The sequence below is a fragment of the Streptococcus sp. 11273D007BT genome (genome assembly GCF_053547195.1).
In genome coordinates this window covers 1,519,304-1,539,473 of the sequence record NZ_JBPWPE010000001.1, presented here as the reverse complement: position 1 = coordinate 1,539,473, position 20,170 = coordinate 1,519,304, and the positions used below count along the sequence as shown (strand labels likewise).

At 36.4% G+C, this 20,170-nt stretch carries 18 protein-coding genes and 1 riboswitch; of the genes, 6 read left to right on the top strand and 12 right to left on the bottom strand.

What is annotated here, in order from left to right; translation table 11 throughout:
* From ACEE75_RS07820 to ACEE75_RS07800, 5 genes are all read right to left on the bottom strand, one after another.
* Positions 1-474, bottom strand: a complete 474-nt coding sequence (locus ACEE75_RS07820) for an aminoacyl-tRNA deacylase (RefSeq protein ID WP_447574944.1) — start codon at positions 472-474, stop codon at positions 1-3.
* Positions 471-1,313 carry a DUF368 domain-containing protein gene (locus ACEE75_RS07815; protein WP_427895800.1) on the bottom strand — a complete coding sequence of 281 codons (843 nt, stop codon included), beginning with the start codon at positions 1,311-1,313 and terminating at the stop codon, positions 471-473. The genes ACEE75_RS07820 and ACEE75_RS07815 overlap by 4 nt, the downstream gene beginning before the upstream one ends.
* A 41-nt stretch (positions 1,314-1,354) precedes the next feature.
* On the bottom strand, positions 1,355-2,314 hold the full coding sequence (locus ACEE75_RS07810) for a peptidoglycan recognition protein family protein (protein WP_447574942.1): 960 nt from the start codon (positions 2,312-2,314) through the stop codon (positions 1,355-1,357).
* A gap of 40 nt (positions 2,315-2,354) precedes the next feature.
* Positions 2,355-2,912 carry an energy-coupled thiamine transporter ThiT gene (gene thiT / locus ACEE75_RS07805; RefSeq protein ID WP_354368740.1) on the bottom strand — a complete coding sequence of 186 codons (558 nt, stop codon included), beginning with the start codon at positions 2,910-2,912 and terminating at the stop codon, positions 2,355-2,357.
* Positions 2,913-2,960: 48 nt separating this feature from the next.
* Positions 2,961-3,058, bottom strand: a riboswitch (TPP riboswitch).
* 45 nt (positions 3,059-3,103) lie between these two features.
* Entirely contained in the window at positions 3,104-3,955 is an 852-nt protein-coding gene (locus ACEE75_RS07800; protein WP_447574940.1) for a glycoside hydrolase family 25 protein, read from the bottom strand.
* A 125-nt stretch (positions 3,956-4,080) separates the two neighbouring features.
* Between ACEE75_RS07800 and ACEE75_RS07795 the strand changes: the two genes are divergently transcribed.
* Both ACEE75_RS07795 and ACEE75_RS07790 read left to right on the top strand, forming a co-directional pair.
* The gene (locus tag ACEE75_RS07795) at positions 4,081-4,611 is read left to right on the top strand and encodes an ECF transporter S component (protein ID WP_447574988.1); all 531 of its coding nucleotides are present in this window, start codon (positions 4,081-4,083) and stop codon (positions 4,609-4,611) included.
* Positions 4,595-4,975, top strand: a complete 381-nt coding sequence (locus ACEE75_RS07790) for a DUF4430 domain-containing protein (protein WP_354368746.1) — start codon at positions 4,595-4,597, stop codon at positions 4,973-4,975. The genes ACEE75_RS07795 and ACEE75_RS07790 overlap by 17 nt, the downstream gene beginning before the upstream one ends.
* 48 nt (positions 4,976-5,023) lie before the next feature.
* On the opposite strand, the gene ACEE75_RS07785 is transcribed toward ACEE75_RS07790, so the two are convergent.
* Complete coding sequence (locus tag ACEE75_RS07785) at positions 5,024-5,500, bottom strand: glutathione peroxidase (RefSeq protein ID WP_447574938.1); 477 nt, start codon at positions 5,498-5,500, stop codon at positions 5,024-5,026.
* Positions 5,484-7,292, bottom strand: coding sequence for an oligoendopeptidase F (gene pepF / locus ACEE75_RS07780; RefSeq protein ID WP_447574936.1), 1,809 nt, complete (start codon positions 7,290-7,292; stop codon positions 5,484-5,486). The genes ACEE75_RS07785 and pepF overlap by 17 nt, the downstream gene beginning before the upstream one ends.
* 236 nt (positions 7,293-7,528) lie before the next feature.
* Between pepF and ppc the strand changes: the two genes are divergently transcribed.
* From ppc to tpiA, 4 genes are all read left to right on the top strand, one after another.
* On the top strand, positions 7,529-10,237 hold the full coding sequence (gene ppc / locus ACEE75_RS07775; RefSeq protein WP_447574934.1) for a phosphoenolpyruvate carboxylase: 2,709 nt from the start codon (positions 7,529-7,531) through the stop codon (positions 10,235-10,237).
* A gap of 240 nt (positions 10,238-10,477) precedes the next feature.
* A complete protein-coding gene (ftsW, locus tag ACEE75_RS07770) occupies positions 10,478-11,704 on the top strand; it encodes a cell division peptidoglycan polymerase FtsW (protein WP_447574932.1) in 1,227 nt (408 codons plus the stop codon).
* A 342-nt stretch (positions 11,705-12,046) separates the two neighbouring features.
* Positions 12,047-13,243, top strand: a complete 1,197-nt coding sequence (tuf, locus tag ACEE75_RS07765) for an elongation factor Tu (RefSeq protein ID WP_354368275.1) — start codon at positions 12,047-12,049, stop codon at positions 13,241-13,243.
* Between the two features lie 159 nt (positions 13,244-13,402).
* Positions 13,403-14,161, top strand: a complete 759-nt coding sequence (gene tpiA, locus ACEE75_RS07760) for a triose-phosphate isomerase (RefSeq protein WP_354368277.1) — start codon at positions 13,403-13,405, stop codon at positions 14,159-14,161.
* 105 nt (positions 14,162-14,266) lie between these two features.
* On the opposite strand, the gene ACEE75_RS07755 is transcribed toward tpiA, so the two are convergent.
* Genes ACEE75_RS07755 through ACEE75_RS07735 form a run of 5 tightly spaced genes read right to left on the bottom strand, consistent with a single transcriptional unit; the run spans position 14,267 to position 20,060 of the window.
* A complete protein-coding gene (locus tag ACEE75_RS07755) occupies positions 14,267-15,496 on the bottom strand; it encodes an aminoacyltransferase (protein WP_447575575.1) in 1,230 nt (409 codons plus the stop codon).
* Positions 15,497-15,505: 9 nt separating this feature from the next.
* Positions 15,506-16,744, bottom strand: coding sequence for an aminoacyltransferase (locus ACEE75_RS07750; RefSeq protein WP_447575576.1), 1,239 nt, complete (start codon positions 16,742-16,744; stop codon positions 15,506-15,508).
* Positions 16,744-17,961: an aminoacyltransferase gene (locus tag ACEE75_RS07745; protein ID WP_447575577.1), complete on the bottom strand. Its 1,218-nt coding sequence runs from the start codon at positions 17,959-17,961 to the stop codon at positions 16,744-16,746. Before ACEE75_RS07745 ends, ACEE75_RS07750 begins: the two co-directional genes overlap by 1 nt.
* Complete coding sequence (yidA, locus tag ACEE75_RS07740; protein WP_447575578.1) at positions 17,961-18,770, bottom strand: sugar-phosphatase; 810 nt, start codon at positions 18,768-18,770, stop codon at positions 17,961-17,963. Before yidA ends, ACEE75_RS07745 begins: the two co-directional genes overlap by 1 nt.
* A gap of 9 nt (positions 18,771-18,779) precedes the next feature.
* Positions 18,780-20,060, bottom strand: a complete 1,281-nt coding sequence (locus ACEE75_RS07735; protein ID WP_447575579.1) for an HD domain-containing protein — start codon at positions 20,058-20,060, stop codon at positions 18,780-18,782.
* Positions 20,061-20,170 lie beyond the last annotated feature (110 nt).

The window sequence follows — 20,170 nt, the reverse complement described above, 5'->3', positions numbered from 1 at the left end:
TTACTCCTTAATATCTGCAAATTCAGCTCTGACAAAATCAGCTAAAAGTTGACTATCAATACGAATAGAACGTCCTAATTCTCCAGCAGAGACAATCATGGTTCCTTTTTCTAGAGCAGTTTGATCAATGTAGATAGGGAAGTTGTGCTTCTGGCGAATTCCAACAGGGTTATTGGCGCCGTGCACATAGCCTGTAACACTTTGTAAATCTTTTTGAGGAATCATGGCAACTTTTTTGTTACCAGATAGTTTAGCTAATTTCTTTTCAGAAAGATGCTCTGTTAGAGGTAAAATTCCAATAACAGGGCCTGTCTTATCTCCTTTTAATGCCAAAGTTTTAAAAATATCATCTTGTCTGATATCCTCTGGCATCTCTCCTTCAAGGCCATTAAACATCAGGCTGTCATGAGGAATTTTAGCCTTATCTAAAATCTGATCTACTAAAGTTTTTTTGATTTTTGCCTTTTTACTCATTTGTATTTTTCCTCAAGTTTACTCATCCAAAGTCCTAGAGCAATCCCTAAGCCAAATAAAAGTAGGGTCGTAAAAATCCCACCAATACCAAGTCCAGCATAGGAAATACTTTCAGCGCTTCGAGGGTTTGGAATAACAATCAATAGGGTACTTGATAAAACCAATCCGATAATAAAATGATAAACACGAGAATGAAACTTAGTCAAAGCATAATCCATGGCTTTTGAAAAGCTTAGCATAGTGACAGCACCACCGATTGCGATTGGAAGAAAGACGCCAAGCAAGTCGAGATTTTTAAAACCTGTTAACATGGGAGTATAGAGTCCCATAATAAGTAAAAGATTGGATGGGCTTAGTCCAGGGACTAAAACTCCCAAAGCGATAAGGACACCAGCTAGAATAAAAGTACCAAAGTTAGCAGGGATTTCTCCAACCAGATCGTTTAAGAAAAAGAGTAGGAGTCCAGAGACAACAAAGGTAGCGACTAAGGTCAAGATATCAGTTGTATCACGTTTTGATTTAGCAGTAGCTTCTGTCAATAGACTTGGCAAAGTTCCAATAATGGCACCAGAAAATGCCCATAGGACAGGAACTTGGTAGTGCTCAAGTAAGTATTCAAGTGGTGCTGAAAAAAGTGCGATTCCTAGAATTCCACCGATTCCAACTGGAATAAAAAACAGAACATTTTTAACAAAATCTTGACGAATGTGAGCTAAAAAAGAAATAATGCGCTCATAGAGTCCTAAAATTGAGGCTAAAACCCCGCCTGATACACCAGGTAAAATAAAGCCAAGTGCAATAATAACCCCCTTAATTAAACGGGAAATCCAAGAAATCATATTTTCCTCCAAAATAAAAAATGGTATCTTTATTATACCATTTATATCTCATTATAGTAAGCTTGGACAAGATCTTGGAAATCCTCTATTGTATAGTCACTCCCAAAGTACTCACTTGCGGCACTTGACCAGTAAGCTGTAGGATCAATATGGTCAGTGCCTCCAAGGTAAAGTGACACCATTTCGTGTGTCCAAAGTGTTCCGTCACCATCTTTTTGTCCTAGAGTAATAGGGAGGTTATATTTTTTTAGCATATAAGCTGTATAATAAGCAGCATTTCCAACTTGTCTTGCAAAGCCATCCGCAGTATATTCATGTGTCATTTCAAATTGAATATAGTAAGGGTTGGCATAAGGTCCTGCGCCTTGCGCCATATAGTTGGTATCTGCTATCCTTAAAATTGTATTGCTATCAATAAAAGCATGAACAAAAACTCCCGAACTGGAATAGTTATTGGTCATATAACTTACCTCTGAATCAATACTTGAATCTTCATTGCCAGTATCATGAATGATAACTCCTCTAGGTTTTTTCCAAAAATTTTGGTAGGCTTGCTTAGAAAATCCTTGATATTCAGTGGAAAAAGTAGTTTTAGGGTAATGGTGTTCTTCTAGATAGGTATTGATACTATTGGTTTGTTTTAGTTTTAAGTCTTTTGCCAGAACGTAGTATGATTGTCCTGAAAATTTGATTTTAGCATAGGTTAGTTTTTTGCCATTTTTGTGAACCAAATAATAATCAGATACCATCACATCTGTTTGTTTAGTCTGTTTTGTTCCTAAAATGGAGTAAGGGAACGAATAAAGCGTAGTATTGGTCAAACTGGCTTGCTGATTAGACTGGTAATGTGTTGAGGTTGTGATAGAGAAAGTAAAATGAAAACCAAGAAGGATGAGGAAAAAAAGTATCGCGCTAAAAGAAATGATTTTCTGTTTATGTCGCTTTTTTTTTGTCGTTGATTTAGATTGTCGTTTTCTTGTTTTAGCCATGTTTAATATCATATCACAAACTTGATAAAATACGAAATGGAAATCCTTGTGATCAATTTTTTAGTAGTTTGGATTGGAATTTTAAAATAGCTAAGAAAATGATGACACAAAGAATAAAGGTTAGTCCACAAGCACTGCCGTTTACCATAAAAGAGTAGAGATAAGGTGACATCCCCTTTGGAGCATAGTCAGACCAAAAAATGACACCAGCTAGGAAATGCCAGAAATAACGTATCAAAACTGCGATAGTTATTCCTAAAATAGCCCAAAAAGATGAAGTAAGCAGACTTCCTTTTTTTAAGGTATCTTGAAATTTATGGCTAGTAAGTCCAGCTAATCCCATACAAGTAAAGGCCAAAAGATACTCTATTAAGACTTGATAAAAACTGAGATAATAAACTCTCCCCAAAATAAAATGTAATAGCCCCCAAATAAGGCCGGCAAGTAAGCCGTATCGAAGACCACGTTTTAATGAAAAAGCAACCAAAGGGATGGCACCTAAAGATGGTGTAAACCAACCAGCTAAGTCAGGTAGCAGTGATAGACTCATTGCAAAAGAGGCAACAATGGCAGTTTCAACAAGAATTGTTGAGGATTGTTTTTTAGACATAAAAAGACTCCTTTTGAATCACAAAAAGGAGTCTGATCTTAAAGACAAGCTAAAGTCAGTCACAATTCCTACGCTAGTATTGACTAGATCAGGTTCGAGGATTTCGCAATAGCGATCTCAGCTTAACAGCACTCCTTTGTGAAAATCTTAAATTTTAATCATTATAACGCTTGATTTTTTAATTGTCAATATTATTTTTGAATAGTGAACAATTTTTTATAGGTTTTTTCTGTATCTTTAGTGATTGCGATTTGATTTAAATCAAGAGGTTGGTCAAAACCTGGAAGATAGCCTTGAGAAGTATACTGATGTAAATCATAATCTAAGTCAGTGACAGGTGCCACCTCATAGTAGCCAGAATCACTTCCATATGTAGGAATCCAGACAGCATCAAAACCAGTGGTGGAAATACCATGCTCCTCCATAAAGTAGGTCCCTATGTAAATACCGATATTTTTAGCGCCCAAGCGTTCTAACTCTTTGCGAAAGGCTTGAACCCCTTTGTCCATGTCAGACATTGTTTTTTCTTCCACATCAACCCAATAAAAAGTAGGGTTGTAAGGAGAAGCATTTTTGTAAAATGTTTGAGCTTCCTTTTTCATTTCTGATACAGAAGAGCCACGGATATAGGCATAGACAGCTACGGGAACATCACGTTTTTGAAATTCTTTGATATGTGTTTTGAAGGATTTATCAATTCCTGATTCATGAGCGGCATTATTTTCAAAAGCAATACCTGATCCTCCCTGAACACGAATGATAGCACCTGAAATATTGTCAGCCAAGGTGTCGTAATCAATCTTAGACGGAAGTTGCCAGCCAGAGACATCTATAATAGGATTTAAGACAAAAGGTTCCTCAGAAGACTTGGTCTTTGAGCTCGATTTACTAGAGCTGGAGCTATTAGATGATGGAATTTGTTTCTTAGCAGTTTCAAAGGTTGATTTTTTTAATTGATTTAAATGTATGCGTGAAATCATCAATACAAGTCCAAATAAAGTAAAAAGAACAATAACAAATATTGGTTTAATTCTCTTTCTCATCCTTTCCATTGTAACTTAAAGTTAGTAAAAAATCAAAACGAGATGCTTAAAATAAGAAAAAAGATCTCAACTTGACAAGGAAAGTGAAGTTTATTAAAGTTAATAAAAGAAAGGAAGAAGTGATGATGCTGTTACGAAAGATAAGTCGATTGGCTTTACTTACTGCTCTTTGTATTGTATTACGCTATGCTTTTTCAGGTCTTCCTAATGTTCAACCGATTACTGCTATATTTTTGGTCGTTAGTGTGTGTTTCAGTTTATCAGAAGGCATTACGCTTACAGCTCTTACCATGTTTGTCTCAAGTTTTTTACTTGGTTTTGGTCCATGGGTGCTATGGCAAATTGGAAGCTTTAGTTTGGTGTTAACTATTTGGTTTTATGTCCTATACCCCCTGACAAATTATCTTAAACCTGTTAAAATAATAGGAGTTAGTTTAGATCGTTTAGGCTATCAAGCGATTTTTGCTGCTATACTTGGGATTGTCTACGGTATGGTGATTGATACTTGGTCAGCGATTTTATTTGGTACAAAAATCTGGCTTTATGTCTTGTCTGGAATGCCTTATAATATAGCGCATAGCTTATCAACTCTATTTTTTTATCCCTTGATACATTCTATTTTTAGGAGATTTTATTCAAATGAAAAAGATTTATAGTTTAGTTTTACTATTTTTCTCGACCATCTTATTAGTGGCTTGTCAGAGTCACCAAAGTACCACTAGTTCATCTTCTTCTGAGGAGCATTTGGTACAATTAGTTGTTAAAACAGATAAAAATACAACAGATGAGAAGGTTAGCTTTACACAAGGTGATACTGTTATGGACCTTTTAAAAGCAAATTATGACGTAGAAGAAACAGATGGCTTTATTACAGCAATTGATGGTGTCAAACAAGATGAAAAAGCTGGAAAATATTGGATGTTTGATGTTAATGATGAGTTAGCACCAAAATCAGCTGATCAAATTAAGATTCAAGATGGTGATAAAATAGAATTTTATCAAGAAGTTTATAAGAATTGACCATAAAAAATAAGACAGAAAAAGGATTTTCTTTTTCTGTCTTATTTTTTATAGATATTTTTCAATCTCTGATACCATTTTTTCTGGCTCTGTTTTGGAAGAAAAACGTTTAACAACATTTCCTTCTCGATCAATTAGGAATTTGGTGAAATTCCATTCAATCACTTTTCCAAAAGGACCTTTCTTTTCTTCTTTCATCCATTGATATAAAGGGTCTGCTTCTTTTCCGTTTACTTTTATTTTTGCAAATCGTGGAAAAGTAGTGCCATAATTTAAGCTACAGAAACTGTTGATTTCTTCAGCACTGCCAGGTGCCTGCTGTTTAAATTGGTTACAAGGAATATCTAGTATCTCAAATCCTTTATTTTGATAGGCATCGTAGAGTTCTTGTAGTCCTTTATATTGAGGGGTTAGTCCACATCCTGTTGCAGTATTAACGATTAGGACTAGCTTACCTTTATATTTTTCTAAGGCTACTGGGCTACCATCTTGGGCAGTCAAAGTGAAGTTATAGAGTGTTGTCATCTTGTAATTCCTCGCTATATGCAATAATTTGTTGGACGGTTTGATCTAGGAAAGCAATAGTTTGGCGAAGCGGCTCTTCTGTACTGATGTCTGCACCAATAATTTGAGCGGTTTCAAGAGGTGGTAAACTTCCACCAGATTTTAAAAATTCTAACCAACGTTTGGCACCGTCTTTATCTTTCTTGATATTGAGATAACCTACTGTTGAGATGACCAGTCCTGCAGAATAGGTATAGCTGTAAAGTCCCATATAATAGTGAGACTGTCGCATCCATGTCAGAGCTGCATCATCGTCAATTTCGATAGCATCTCCCCAAAATTCTTCTAAAACGTCTTTCATAATACGGTTTAGTGTTTCTGCTCCGAAGGTTTTACCTTCCTCAATCAATGTATAAACACGGCGTTGAAAGGCTGCTTCTAGTAGATGTGTAATGAAATTGTGGAAGTAAGTATCTGTTAGGCGATGAGCCAATGCAAAGCGTTTTTGACGTGGATTGTCAAAAGCTTTCTCTAAATAGTCGCTTAAAAGAAGCTCGTTTAAGGTTGAAGGGGCCTCAACATAGTAGGTGGACATATGGGTATTAAAATAACTCTGATGATTGTCTGAGAAAATAAATTGTCCAGAGTGCCCAATCTCATGGATTAGTGTATAAACATCACTTAAACGACCTGTCCAGCTCATCAAGACATAAGGGTGCACACGATAAGGATCAGTTGCATAGCCACCAGAGTCCTTTCCCTGATTAGCTGCAAAGTCAACCCAACGCTCGGTTTGATAGCTTTTAACTTCCTTGGTATAGACTTCCCCAAGAGGTTTTAACGATTTCATCACAAGTTCATAGGCTTGGTCAATAGTAACCTCAGGATTTAAACGATTGTCTAAATCTAGTTTCCAATCAGCAAAAGTCATTTTATCGAGTTTGTTTATTTTAGCGACATGTTTAAGATAATTTTGAGCGATAGGGGCAAAATCACTCATAATCAGATCAATTTGACGATCAAACATGGAACGATCAACCTCTTGCTCAGCAAGGAGATAATCAAATACAGAATCATAGCCACGAAGATGAGCGATTTCTTTTTCTAATTTGACTTGGGCTAGATAGCTGGCTGCTGCAGTATGTTGATGTTGGCGTAGTCCATTTGAGAAAGATCTGAAAGCTTTTTGGCGAACCAGGTGATTTTCGTGGTTTTGGTAAAAATTCTCATAGCTGACAAAACTATTCGAATAAATTTTCCCGTCAACTTCAAAATCTTCCATTTTAAAGTCTCCTGCACGCATTTTAGTGTAAATATCTTGAGGGGCAGAGAAAGTATCGGCAAGTTGGGTTAGCAGTTGCTCACGCTCAGCTCCGAGATAGTGGGCTTTTTTTATTTTTGCTTGTCGGATATAGCTACTAAGGTGGTGATTTTTTTCTAATTGATCCAAGATACTATCTGTTGTACACAATAAAGCATCGTCGAAAAAGCTAAGAAGAACACGAGCTTTCGTCATAAAGTCAGTACCAGTCTGTGCGATCTGAGCAAATTCTTCGTTCCTATAGTCTGTGGTTTGTGGCATAAAGCTATAGTTTTCGATGTGGCTCATTTGGATATAAATTTGTTCTAATGTTAAAAAAGCTTCTTCAAAATCTTCCAATTCATTTAGACCATCAAAATAGTTGCGTCTAAAAAGGTAGATATCCTCCATAGCTTTGTCAATGGCTCTTAAAAAATCTTCGCGGTCTTGGTAGAGAGCAGAGAGATCCCAAAGCTCATTTTCTGGAAAACTTGTTCTATCTTTTAATTTCATCATAACCTCCTCTTTTTGTTTAGTATATCAAAAAGAGAGTAAAAATGGATATATGAAAGTAGAGGAGTTGTTATTTTCAAAAAAATCAGAACATTTCTGAAATAATAGACAATTTTAGGAATTTCGGTTTACTTTTAGTATAAAAGTGGTATGATAGAAGCAGTAGACTAAAAAATTAAAGGGTCAGGATTTTCAAGTCAAATGCTGTCTTTATGATAAGGAGTTGTGTAGAGAGAATGGAAAAAATAAAATTAATTCCAAACTTAGAGGGTAGTAGCGACAAGACGATTATTAAAGAGGAAGTGGATATCTTAACGAGGCTATTAGATGAAACAACCCAAAAAATGGTCAGCCAAGAAGTTTTTAAAAAAATTCAAACACTGACAGAGTTATCTAGAGCTCAAAATTATCAAGAGGTTAATCAAATCGTAGGTGATTTATCAACGGATGAAATGGATGTCATTGCGCGTTACTTTTCAATCTTACCTTTATTGATTAATATTTCTGAAGATGTTGATTTAGCCTATGAAATCAATTATCAAAACAATATCAATAAGGATTATGTTGGAAAAATCTCAACCACACTTGATATTGTTTCCCAAAGTCAAAATGCTAAAGAAATTTTAGAAAATGTCAATGTTGTGCCTGTCTTAACTGCACATCCAACTCAGGTGCAACGAAAGACAATGTTGGGCTTAACTAATCAGATTCACCAACTTTTGCGAAAACACCGTGACGTTAAGCTGGGCTTACTCAATAAGGACAAATGGTTAAATGAGCTGCGTGCTTATGTTGAAATGATCATGCAGACAGACATCATCCGAGAGAAGAAGCTCAAAGTCACCAATGAAATCAAGAATGTTACAGATTATTATAATAAAGGCTTGATTAAAGCGATTACTAGTCTTGTAACAGAATATAAAACCTTGGCTTTAGAAAAAGGGATTGTTTTAGACAATCCTAAACCCATTACAATGGGCATGTGGATTGGTGGAGACCGAGATGGTAATCCATTTGTAACGGCTGAAACTTTAAGATTATCAGCAACGGTACAAGGAGAGGTTATCTTAAGTTATTATATTGAAAAGGTTGAGAGTCTATATTCTGATTTTTCTCTTTCAACAAGTTTGACAGAGGTTTCAAAAGAGTTAGAAGCCTTGGCATCATTATCCAATGATAGTTCAGAATTTCGTGAGAAGGAGCTGTACCGTAGAGCCTTTCACTATATTAAAGAGCGTCTAGAAAATACACGCACCTATTTAACGAAAGGAAAAGACCACTCTCCACGTTATGCAAAAGCTACTGAATTTAAAGCGGACTTAGAAACGATTAAGGCATCTCTCCTTCGCTTTAATGGAGAGACTTTAGTTAAGGGAGACTTGACAGAATTACTACAAGCAGTAGAAATCTTCGGTTTTTATCTAGCTAGTATTGATATGCGTCAAGATTCATCTGTTCATGAAGCTTGTGTGGCGGAATTATTGGCATCAGCTAATATTGTACCAGATTACAGTAGCTTATCAGAGGATGAGAAGTGTGCGCTTTTATTAAAACAACTGACAGAAGATCCACGAATTTTGTCTGCCACAAATGCACCTAAATCAGACTTACTTGAAAAAGAGTTAGCTATCTTCAAGACAGCACGCCAATTAAAAGACACGTTAGGAGAAGAGATTATTAAGCAAAATATCATCTCTCACTCAGAAAGCGTTTCAGACTTGTTAGAACTTGCTGTCATGTTAAAAGAGGTTGGATTAGTGGATAAGGATCTTGCGCGTGTCCAAATTGTTCCACTTTTTGAGACTATTGAAGATTTGGATAATTCAGCTGACATTATGACCTCTTATCTGGAGTTAGACCTTGTGAAACAATGGATTAAAGCCAACCATAATTACCAGGAAATCATGTTGGGCTACTCGGACTCCAATAAAGATGGTGGTTATCTATCATCAGGATGGACCTTGTACAAAGCACAGAAAGATTTGACGCGTATCGGTGAAGAGCGTGGTATTAAGGTGACCTTCTTCCATGGTCGTGGTGGGACAGTCGGTCGCGGTGGCGGTCCATCGTATTATGCCATTTCATCTCAGCCGTTTGGGACTATCAAAGATCGTATTCGCCTAACAGAGCAAGGTGAGGTGATTGGAAATAAATACGGTAATAAAGATGCAGCTTATTATAACCTTGAGATGTTGATTTCAGCTGCTATGGACCGTATGGTCTCTAATCAAGTTGTACCAGCTGATAAAATCTCAGGTTACACAGAGATTATGGATGAAATTGTTGGTGAAAGTAATCAAATTTATCGTGATCTTGTTTTTGGAAATGAAAACTTTTATGATTATTTCTTTGAAGCCAGTCCTATAAAAGAAGTTTCTAGTTTAAATATTGGATCACGTCCAGCAGCTCGTAAAACCATTACTGAGATTAGTGGGTTACGTGCGATTCCGTGGGTATTCTCATGGTCTCAAAACCGAGTGATGTTCCCAGGTTGGTATGGTGTAGGATCTAGTTTTAATAATTTCATTAAAAAAGACCCTAACAATCTGTCTAAGTTACAGGAAATGTATCAGACTTGGCCATTCTTTAAGGCTCTCCTGTCTAATGTTGACATGGTGTTGTCTAAGTCTAATATGAATATTGCTTTTGAATATGCTCAGCTCTGTCAAAGTGAAGAGGTCAAATCTGTCTTTAATATTATCTTAGATGAGTGGCAGTTAACCAAAGATACTATTTTGCTTATCGAAGATCAAAAAGAGTTATTAGCTGACAATGGATTCCTGAAAGCGAGTTTAGATTATCGTCTTCCTTATTTCAATGTGTTAAACTATATTCAAATTGAATTGATTGAACGCCTACGCCGAGGAGAACTTAGTCCAGAACAAGAAAAACTTATCCACATCACTATTAACGGTATTGCTACTGGTCTTCGTAACTCAGGTTAATATAAGTAGTGATAATATACTGATAGTTTAGATCATTGGATAGGTTGCTACTAATTAAAAAGAGAGAAAAAGCAGTTGATACTGCTTTTTCTCTCTTTTTAATCAGATTCTTTATCAGGATGTTCACACTATATTCAACTTATTATTGTATTTTTGATGTTTTGTCTACGAGTTTATTTTTAAACACAAAGATGGTATAATGCCAATGATATATTGTAAAGAGTAGGAAGTATATTATTAATGACACAAATTGATAAAAAGCAGTTATTAAATTACTCAATCTTAATTCCTTATTTAATCCTATCTGTTTTAGGATTGATAGTAGTTTATTCGACGACCAGTGTAACCATGGTACAATACGGATTGAATCCTTTTCGTTCGGTTATTAACCAAGGTGTATTTTGGATTATAAGTTTAATTGGTATTGCTTTTATTTATCGCTTAAAATTGAATTTTTTAAGGAAACCAACGGTTGTGTCAATGGTTATCTTAATTGAAATTCTTTTGTTGATAATTGCCCGTGTATTTGGTGAGGAAGTTAATGGTGCTCGTGGTTGGATTATGCTTGGTCCGTTGTCATTTCAGCCAGCAGAATACCTAAAAATTATTATAGTTTGGTTTTTAGCTTTTACTTTTTCAAGACGTCAACAGTCCATCGCTCAAAAAGACTACCAAGCTTTGACTAAAGGAACATTTTTACCAAAAACTTTTAGAGATTGGCGAACCTATACCGCTATTTTGATAGGGCTAGTGGCTATGCAGCCAGACTTGGGAAATGCTTCCATTATTGTATTGACAGCTATTGTTTTGTTCTCTGTTTCAGGAATTGGCTATAGGTGGTTTGTTTCTCTAATCCTTACGATTGTGATTAGCTCCACACTGTTATTGGGAAGTATTTCAGTTATAGGGGTGGATAAAGTGGCTAAAGTACCAGTTTTTGGTTATGTTGCAAAGCGGTTTAAAGCTTTTTATAATCCGTTTGAAGACTTAACGGACTCAGGACACCAGTTAGCCAATTCTTATTACGCCATGAGTAATGGTGGTTGGTTTGGTCGCGGTTTGGGAAACTCTATTGAAAAAAATGGTTACCTTCCAGAAGCTCAGACGGACTTTGTATTCTCAATTGTTATTGAAGAGCTTGGTCTGATTGGTGCCAGCCTAATACTCGCTCTAGTTTTTTTCCTTATCTTACGCATTTTTTTAGTCGGTATAAAAGCCAGAAATCCTTTCAATTCAATGGTAGCACTTGGTTTGGGTGCTATGATGTTAATGCAAGTTTTTGTAAATATCGGTGGGATTTCAGGCTTAATTCCATCAACAGGGGTAACCTTTCCTTTCTTATCACAAGGAGGAAATAGCTTATTGGTATTATCGATTGCTGTAGGTATTGTTTTGAATATAGATGCTACCGAAAAAAGAGAGAAACTGACGCAAGAAATTGAAGAAGAATTATATGAAGTATTCTAAAAAAGATTGGATTGACCAATCTTTTTTATTTATTTGATATTTATTGATGGATGATTGATTGATAAATAACTAATCTATAGAAAGAGTAGGGATATTAAATCAATCCAGTCCTGAACGGCTAAAAAGAAGTTAGTACAGCGAGATTAAAAGAAAAATTCTGAGCTTGCTATAGAGAGTTGCTTTTATTAAAGTAGTTTATTTGATATAGGAGAGAAGAAATCGGTAAAAAAAAAGTAAAACACTTGCATTTTTATCATAATTTGATAAAATAATAAGGTAAAGTTAGACTGTATTGCCTACTGTCTATCTATAAAATATATTTTATTGGAGGCTTTTACTCAAATGGCAAAAGAAAAATATGACCGTAGTAAACCGCACGTTAACATTGGTACAATCGGACACGTTGACCACGGTAAAACTACCCTAACTGCAGCTATCACAACTGTACTTGCACGTCGTCTTCCATCAGCTGTTAACCAGCCAAAAGACTACGCGTCAATCGATGCTGCTCCAGAAGAACGCGAGCGCGGTATCACTATCAACACTGCACACGTTGAGTACGAAACTGAAAAACGCCACTACGCTCACATCGACGCTCCAGGACACGCGGACTACGTTAAAAACATGATCACTGGTGCCGCTCAAATGGACGGTGCTATCCTTGTAGTAGCTTCAACTGACGGACCAATGCCACAAACTCGTGAGCACATCCTTCTTTCACGTCAGGTTGGTGTTAAACACCTTATCGTATTCATGAACAAAATCGACCTTGTTGATGATGAAGAATTGCTTGAATTGGTTGAAATGGAAATCCGTGACCTTCTTTCAGAATACGATTTCCCAGGTGATGACCTTCCAGTTATCCAAGGTTCAGCTCTTAAAGCTCTTGAAGGTGACACTCAATTTGAAGATATCATCATGGAATTGATGAGCACTGTAGATGAGTACATCCCAGAACCAGAACGTGATACTGACAAACCACTTCTTCTTCCAGTCGAAGATGTATTCTCAATCACTGGTCGTGGTACAGTAGCATCAGGACGTATCGACCGTGGTACTGTTCGTGTTAACGATGAAATCGAAATCGTTGGTATCAAAGAAGAAACTTCAAAAGCAGTTGTTACTGGTGTTGAAATGTTCCGTAAACAACTTGACGAAGGTCTTGCTGGAGATAACGTTGGTGTTCTTCTTCGTGGTGTACAACGTGACGAAATCGAACGTGGACAAGTTATTGCTAAACCAGGTTCAATCAACCCACACACTAAATTCAAAGGTGAAGTTTACATCCTTACTAAAGAAGAAGGTGGACGTCATACTCCATTCTTCAACAACTACCGTCCACAGTTCTACTTCCGTACAACTGACGTAACAGGTTCTATCGAACTTCCTGCAGGTACTGAAATGGTTATGCCTGGTGATAACGTGACAATCGACGTTGAGTTGATCCACCCAATCGCCGTAGAACAAGGTACAACATTCTCAATCCGTGAGGGTGGACGTACTGTTGGTTCAGGTATCGTTTCAGAAATCGAAGCTTAATTTAAATTAAGTTCCCAAACTAACAATTAGAGTCAGACAACTTTAATTGAAGCTCCACTTAGGTGGAGCTTTTTTTGATAAAATCTGATAAATTCCTTTTGTTGCTTCTAAAAATATGATAAAATAGTAAGGTAAATAAAAAAAGAAGAGGTATGTGAAATGTCACGTAAACCAATTATTGCTGGTAACTGGAAAATGAACAAAAACCCTCAAGAAGCTCAAGCTTTTGTTGAGGCAATTGCAGGTAAATTACCTTCAGCTGATCTTGTAGAAGCAGCCATTGCAGCTCCTGCAGTTGATTTGAATGCACTTCTTTGGTTCGCTAAAGATTCAGAACTTAAAGTTGCAGCACAAAACTGCTACTTTGAAGATGCAGGTGCTTTTACTGGTGAAAACAGCCCTAAAGTATTGTCTGAAATGGGTGTTAACTATGTTGTTATTGGTCACTCAGAGCGTCGTGATTACTTCCACGAAACTGATGAAGACATCAATAAAAAAGCCCATGCTATCTTCCGTAATGGTATGACGCCAATCATTTGTTGTGGTGAGTCACTTGAAACTTACGAAGCTGGTAAAGCAGTTGAATTTGTGGGTGCTCAAGTTTCAGCAGCACTTAAAGATCTTTCGGCAGAACAAGTTGCTTCACTTGTGATTGCTTATGAGCCAATTTGGGCTATTGGTACTGGTAAGTCAGCGACTCAAGATGATGCACAAAAAATGTGTAAAGCAGTTCGTGATGTTGTTGCAGCTGATTTTGGACAAGATGTTGCTGATAAAGTACGTGTTCAATATGGTGGTTCTGTAAACCCATCAAACGTTGCAGAGTATATGGCATCTCCTGATGTGGATGGTGCACTTGTAGGTGGTGCTTCACTTGAAGCAGATAGCTTCCTAGCTCTTCTTGACTTTGTAAAATAAAATTTAAAAAGACTTGTGTTTTTCACAAGTCTTTTTAAATTTTATAAATATTTTTAGTTTCCTGTTTTTTGGAAGATATAATGGATCTCAATTAGGGATGTTCTGTTAATTTCTACCGAGTAGTTTTTTGATGAATTGATAAGTCTTATGCTTGAGTGGATGTGGATGGTAAAGGAAATATCCTGGTTTATGTTCAATATATCCCTCAAAGTTTTGCTTAAACCTTAATATACTATCAGTACCATCAAATACTCCTTTTATACCAAGAAAGTTGTAGCGTTTTAAACCACGTTTCATGGCTTCTAACATAGCATATTCTTGTAAGATAGCAGGAGCATAGAAACGGTTAAATTCAGAATAAGATCCACTGTAGAGGTAGAAAGCCTCTTTTTCTAAATAGAGGAAGAGACTAGCACATAAAGGGGTGTCGTTTTGTCCATATTGGTTAATTAATTCTTGGGCTTCATTTTTACGGACATCAAATGTCTCGAATTGACTAGATAACTCTCGGTACTGATTCTGTTTTTTCTCAGAATTTGGGTTTTTCTCAAGGTCATTTGCTAGTCGATCAATTTTTTCTTTTAATTTAGCTTGATCGGTATTAAGGTTATCCAAGTAGTCTTGGAAATTTAATGTCGCGATGACAAATTCTGCCTTATCGCCAAAGCTATCAAAAAGATACTCATAGTATTCCAATGGTTTATCATCAAAGTCACGACGATCAGAGGTGGCAGAGGTGATTTCCTTGAAAATTGCTAAATCTGATCTCTCTAATTTTTTGATTTTTATTCCAAAGGTTTTAGCTTTTTTAACGAGCGGTCGTCCCTTTTTACTGAAAGATTTAAAGAGTGTCTCAGGTGTTAGCTGACTAAGATCTTTAACATAATTCCAATCTCCTGTATGATAGCCAACTTCTAAGCCAGAGTGTTGAAACCCTAAATGTTGCATGTGGTCAATCAGGGCCTGATTTTCCTCTGATAAGGCTGAGCCATTACTGTCTAAGATTTGATAATTATCGTAAGGTTTAACCTTTAACTCAATAGCACCTTCTTGTTTTGAGAAATTTTGGAGGCCCTTATAAAAATCTTCCAAGTAGGTTGGATCGGTAACAATAGGACCGTTATTGATTTCCATAGCTAGTCCACCAGCGATAGGAGTGCTGAATACTAGAGCAGAAACCTTTATGTCGTTATCTTTTACATAGCCGACCATTTGGATACGATAACCTCTTTTTTTCAATAGAAGAGCCATCTGAGGAGATTGCTCAAATGCTTGGGCGTCTGCTGCTAAAATATGGTTATGAAATTGTTGAGGGGTAATAATTTGGAATGCCATAAGACTCCTTTATGAACGATGAAGTAATGATTTTAGTATTTGAATAACTTTGTATAAAATAGGTTTTGGATAGTAACGGAAGGTTCCCATTTTTCTAACAATATAGCCATTGAAGTTTTGCTTAAATCGTAAAACACCATCAGAACCGTCAAATTCTCCCATTATCCCTAAGAAGTTATAAAAAGTGATGCCACGCTTAATGGCTTCTTGCATGACATACTCTTGTAAAAGGGCAGGAGCATAGAATTTATTAAATTCTGGATAAGATCCGCTGAAAAGGTAAACTGCTTCTTGAGGAGTATAAAGAAAGAGGCTTCCTGCTAAGATCTTATCTTCATTTCCATATTTCTGAATGAATTCTTTTGCTTCTTGTTTCCGAGTTTCGAAGGTTTCATGTTGCTGAGAAAACTCTCGGATTTGGTTTTGGAGTTTTTGGGACTGAGGTTGAGCTTCTAAGCGTTCTGTTAATTGATTTATTTTATTTGAAAGTTTTTCTTGATCCTCCTCGAGGTGTTGGTAATAATCTTGAAAATTTAAGACTGCCACCATAAATTCAGCTTTATCACCAAAACTATCATAAAAATCTTGATAATAGTCTAAACTTTTATCGCTATATTCTCTGCGTTCTGAGGTAGAGCTAGTAATTTCTTTAAATAAGTAAAGTTCGTCCCGATTTAGGCGTTTCAATTTTATCCCAAATGTTTGGGATTTTTTTACTAAGGGTCTGCCCTTCTTACTAAAGGATTTTAGGAGTGTTTGAGGATTAAGGTCAGTTAAATCTTTGACATAATGCCAATCAGGCTCCCCACCAGGATAACCTGTTTTTAAGCCATCGTGGAGATAGCCTAGGGAAGTTAAATCAGTTATCAATTCAGTGTGTTCTTTCGAGATTGGATTTCCATCAGTGTCAAAGGTTTGATAGGTTTGATAGGGTTTGACGACAAGCTCTATCACGCCTTTTTGTTTAGCATAAGTTTGTAATTCTCTATAAAAATCAGAAAGATAGGAGAGATCAGTAGCGACAGGGCCAGAATTTAATTCCATGTATAGCCCACCAGTCATTGGTTTGCTATAAACTAAACTAGAAATCACTATTTCCTTTTGGGAGTTTTTTAGACCAAGATAAGTAACAGTGTATCCACGTTTTTTTAACAATGTGGCCATTTCTTCTGATTGTAAAAAGGATTTTTTGTCAGCAAGTTGACAGTGGTTTAAAAACTCTTTCTTGCTAATAGTAGAAAAAATCATTAATTTTTACTCCTCAATTTTTTACGAATTTTATAAGCACTATTAGTGAGACGGTAGAAAATAGTGTTTACGGGGAGGTTAAATTCACCTGCAAATTCTTCAATAATAGGATTAAATTTAGATTTATAGTTGTAGAGTCCTCCGTCAAGGCCATTTTCTACTCCTCCCATATTTTGCCAGATGGCACCACGTTTAAAAGCATGTTTAGCCGTTCCATACCAAGTTATAATAGCAGGCTGATAACGACGGAACTCGTCATCCATACCTGCGTAGACGTTTTCAGAGGTTTGAGCGAACTCTAAGGTTAAAGTTCCAGCTAAGGCAACTTTTTTTGGACCATCTTTCAGTTTTTCTTCCAAAAATGCGAGTTCCTCTGTTATTCTATCTAACTCTTGTTGGTTATGAGTGATTTTACTTGCTTTGGTTTTTTCAGTAAATTTAGCAGCTTCATTCTCTAATTTAGTTTTTTGTTGAAGAAGAGAAGTTTGACGTTTTTCTAGGTCTAAGTGAGCTAGAGTGATATAAGAGTGTTCAGGGTAGGTTTCTAGTAATTTTTTGTAGTAGTTTTTTCCGCGAAGTGAGATGGATTTGCGGTCCTCTGTTTTTTTCATGAGATCTGAAAATTCATCTAAAAATTCGGTCTGTCCAAAACTAATTTCCACCCCTTTATTTAGAGAGGTTCGGATGGCTTGCTTAGTACTTTTGGAGAGTTGTTCATCTGAAAAATAATCTTGATAGATATTGGCTTGGAAACGAGGTTGAATATTTTCATCAAGATTTGTTGTTCGTCCAGTCCATTCACAACCTAAACTCTCTAAAGTAGTGATGATTTCAAGAGTTTCAGCATTGTCTGATTTTTCTTCTGTGATCAACCCTTTGGTTAAAAATAAGCTAGGATCAAATTTGATGAAAATAGCTCGTTTGGTTTTTCCAAACTCTTTAAGACTTTTTAGAACAAAAGCGACAAGTTTCTTATCTGTGTAATCCATAATGGGACCGCGAGGGATATATAAGAGGGTAAATCCAAGTGGCAGGGGCTGGATAAGTATAGAAGCCACAGCTTTTAGTATCTCATTTTCATAAAAGCCAATTCTTGCATTTCCCCAATTATCTTTTACCTTTGCCCAAGAGCTACTTTGTAAGAGATTAGCTTGTTTATGAGAGCTGACAAAGTCATCATGCTCTTTTTCAGTAATATTCACTTGATAGGTGTACATTATTTTAATACCCACTCTCTAATAGCATGTGCAACACCAGATTCATCGTTTGATTTGGTGATATGTTTGGCGATTTTTTTCAGTTCAGGATTCCCATTTTCCATAACGACTGGATGGCCAACAACTTCTAGCATGGCACGGTCATTTTCCTCATCTCCAATAGCCATGGTTTGCTCCATAGTAAGACCAAGTTTTTTAGCAAGATGAATAATTGCATTCCCCTTGCTGACATTTTTGTGAACAACTTCTAGGTAGAAGGGTTGTGATTTAACCAGGTTATACTTTTCATAAAATTCATCGGGAATATTTTTGATAGCAGGGTCAAGAATTTCAGGTTCATCAATAAACATGATTTTGACAATTTCTTTATCTGCCATCTCTTCAGGTGTGCGGTAAAAAATTGGCATATTGACTAGTGTTGCTTCATGAACGGTGTATTTACCAATATTTCGGTTGGCGGTATAGATACCATCTTTGGTAATGGCATGCATATGAAGACCAAGTTTTCGTGCTAGATATTCAATTTCCAAATAGTCTTCATAAGTGAGCGTCTCTTTGACTAAATCTTCACCAGTCGCCGTATCTTGAACCAGTCCCCCGTTGAAAGTGATGACATAGTCACCTTCATCTTCAAGATTGAGTTCAGATAAGAGAGATTTAACTCCTGCAATGGGACGTCCTGTCGTAATCACAACTTTGACATCAGCTCGTTTTGCTTCTTGTACAGCTTGATAGACTTCTGGAGTGATTTCGCGTTTACTGTTAATGAGTGTACCGTCAATATCGACAGCAACAAGTTTGATGGACATAGGTTCTCCTTATTGTTTCAAAAGTAATTTAAAAGCTTGCTTGGTTTCTAAAAATAGATCATCTTCTTCTAACATTTCTTTTGGAAAATAGAAACGAAAGTCGATTTGCTGTTTTCCAGTTAGGCTACTGACTAGACTGGAGAGTTGTGAGAGTTCAACAATAGATCCGTGCTTATCTAATATATCAATTTGTGTTCGAGGTTTTTTATCTCTTGGATGATAACTATCATAGGGTAAATCTACAGTTTTATGGCATCCTGTGTAATAATCAGGATCAAACCCAACTGCTGCGATACATTGTTTTAGAGCGGACAAGGTATCGGTATCATTTTCATCTAGAGAAAGTGATTTGAATAGCTTACGGTTGATAAAAGAAGTAGCCAAATCAGATAAAATAGCATCCTCAGAATCTATCCAACTTTGAAAGTAGCTCGTTAAGATGCTATCATCTAGATAGAGATAATCTTCTAGAGTAGTGATTTCTTTAAAGAAGGGAACCAGCTTTGGAGCACTCAAAGAAAAATAATTTGGATTTTTTTGATAGAGCCATTTTGCACGTTGCAACAACTTTTCTAAAACTAATTCAACCGACCGACTAGCAGGGTGGAAATAGATTTGCGTGTACATTTGATAGCGACGGATGACATAGTCCTCGACAGCATGCATCCCTTTTTGATCAAAAGCAATTCCTGATGCTACAGGGCGAATGGTTCTTAGAATATGGGTTAAATCAAACTGTCCATAGCTTGCCCCAGTATAGTAAGAGTCTCTTAATAAATAATCCATTCTATCCACATCAATTTGACTTGAAATCAGAGAGACAATAGTCTTATTAGGATGTGTATGGTCAATCACACTAGCCACTTGATTTGGGAAGTCCTCAGAAACGGTTTTAAGAATCTGACAAATTTCTGTTTCAGGATTTGTAATAATCTCTTGAGTTACAGCCTCATGATCAGTATGAAATAAGCGTTCAAAGGTGTGTGAAAAGGGACCGTGCCCCAAGTCATGTAAAAGTGCGGCGACCATGGTTAAAAAGGACTCCTTGGGAGACCACTGATTTGGATAATGCCGTTCAAATTTATCAGAGACGCGTCGGGCAATCTCATAAGCTCCTAAACAGTGGGAAAAGCGACTATGTTCAGCACCGTGAAAGGTAAATGAACTTGTTCCCAGTTGTTTGATTCGTCTGAGACGCTGAAATTCTTTGGTATTGATGAGCTTATAGATAACCAAAGAATTGACTTGAATGTAATTGTGAACAGGATCACGGAAGATTTTTTCAATCATAGTTAGTATTATAGCAAAAAGTCCTATTTTTTGGAAAAGTTAGCGCTAAAGAAACTAAGACAAATTTTGGGAATTTTTGATAGAATAGAAAGGAATAGTTTAAGAGGAGA

Bases quoted from the DNA above. Each gene is read 5' to 3' on its own strand.
- ACEE75_RS07820 (WP_447574944.1), bottom strand. From the start codon at position 474: ATGAGTAAAAAGGCAAAAATCAAAAAAACTTTAGTAGATCAGATTTTA.
- ACEE75_RS07815 (WP_427895800.1), bottom strand. From the start codon at position 1,313: ATGATTTCTTGGATTTCCCGTTTAATTAAGGGGGTTATTATTGCACTT.
- ACEE75_RS07810 (WP_447574942.1), bottom strand. From the start codon at position 2,314: ATGATATTAAACATGGCTAAAACAAGAAAACGACAATCTAAATCAACG.
- thiT (WP_354368740.1), bottom strand. From the start codon at position 2,912: ATGTCTAAAAAACAATCCTCAACAATTCTTGTTGAAACTGCCATTGTT.
- ACEE75_RS07800 (WP_447574940.1), bottom strand. From the start codon at position 3,955: ATGAGAAAGAGAATTAAACCAATATTTGTTATTGTTCTTTTTACTTTA.
- ACEE75_RS07795 (WP_447574988.1), top strand. From the start codon at position 4,081: ATGCTGTTACGAAAGATAAGTCGATTGGCTTTACTTACTGCTCTTTGT.
- ACEE75_RS07790 (WP_354368746.1), top strand. From the start codon at position 4,595: ATGAAAAAGATTTATAGTTTAGTTTTACTATTTTTCTCGACCATCTTA.
- ACEE75_RS07785 (WP_447574938.1), bottom strand. From the start codon at position 5,500: ATGACAACACTCTATAACTTCACTTTGACTGCCCAAGATGGTAGCCCA.
- pepF (WP_447574936.1), bottom strand. From the start codon at position 7,292: ATGAAATTAAAAGATAGAACAAGTTTTCCAGAAAATGAGCTTTGGGAT.
- ppc (WP_447574934.1), top strand. From the start codon at position 7,529: ATGGAAAAAATAAAATTAATTCCAAACTTAGAGGGTAGTAGCGACAAG.
- ftsW (WP_447574932.1), top strand. From the start codon at position 10,478: ATGACACAAATTGATAAAAAGCAGTTATTAAATTACTCAATCTTAATT.
- tuf (WP_354368275.1), top strand. From the start codon at position 12,047: ATGGCAAAAGAAAAATATGACCGTAGTAAACCGCACGTTAACATTGGT.
- tpiA (WP_354368277.1), top strand. From the start codon at position 13,403: ATGTCACGTAAACCAATTATTGCTGGTAACTGGAAAATGAACAAAAAC.
- ACEE75_RS07755 (WP_447575575.1), bottom strand. From the start codon at position 15,496: ATGGCATTCCAAATTATTACCCCTCAACAATTTCATAACCATATTTTA.
- ACEE75_RS07750 (WP_447575576.1), bottom strand. From the start codon at position 16,744: ATGATTTTTTCTACTATTAGCAAGAAAGAGTTTTTAAACCACTGTCAA.
- ACEE75_RS07745 (WP_447575577.1), bottom strand. From the start codon at position 17,961: ATGTACACCTATCAAGTGAATATTACTGAAAAAGAGCATGATGACTTT.
- yidA (WP_447575578.1), bottom strand. From the start codon at position 18,770: ATGTCCATCAAACTTGTTGCTGTCGATATTGACGGTACACTCATTAAC.
- ACEE75_RS07735 (WP_447575579.1), bottom strand. From the start codon at position 20,060: ATGATTGAAAAAATCTTCCGTGATCCTGTTCACAATTACATTCAAGTC.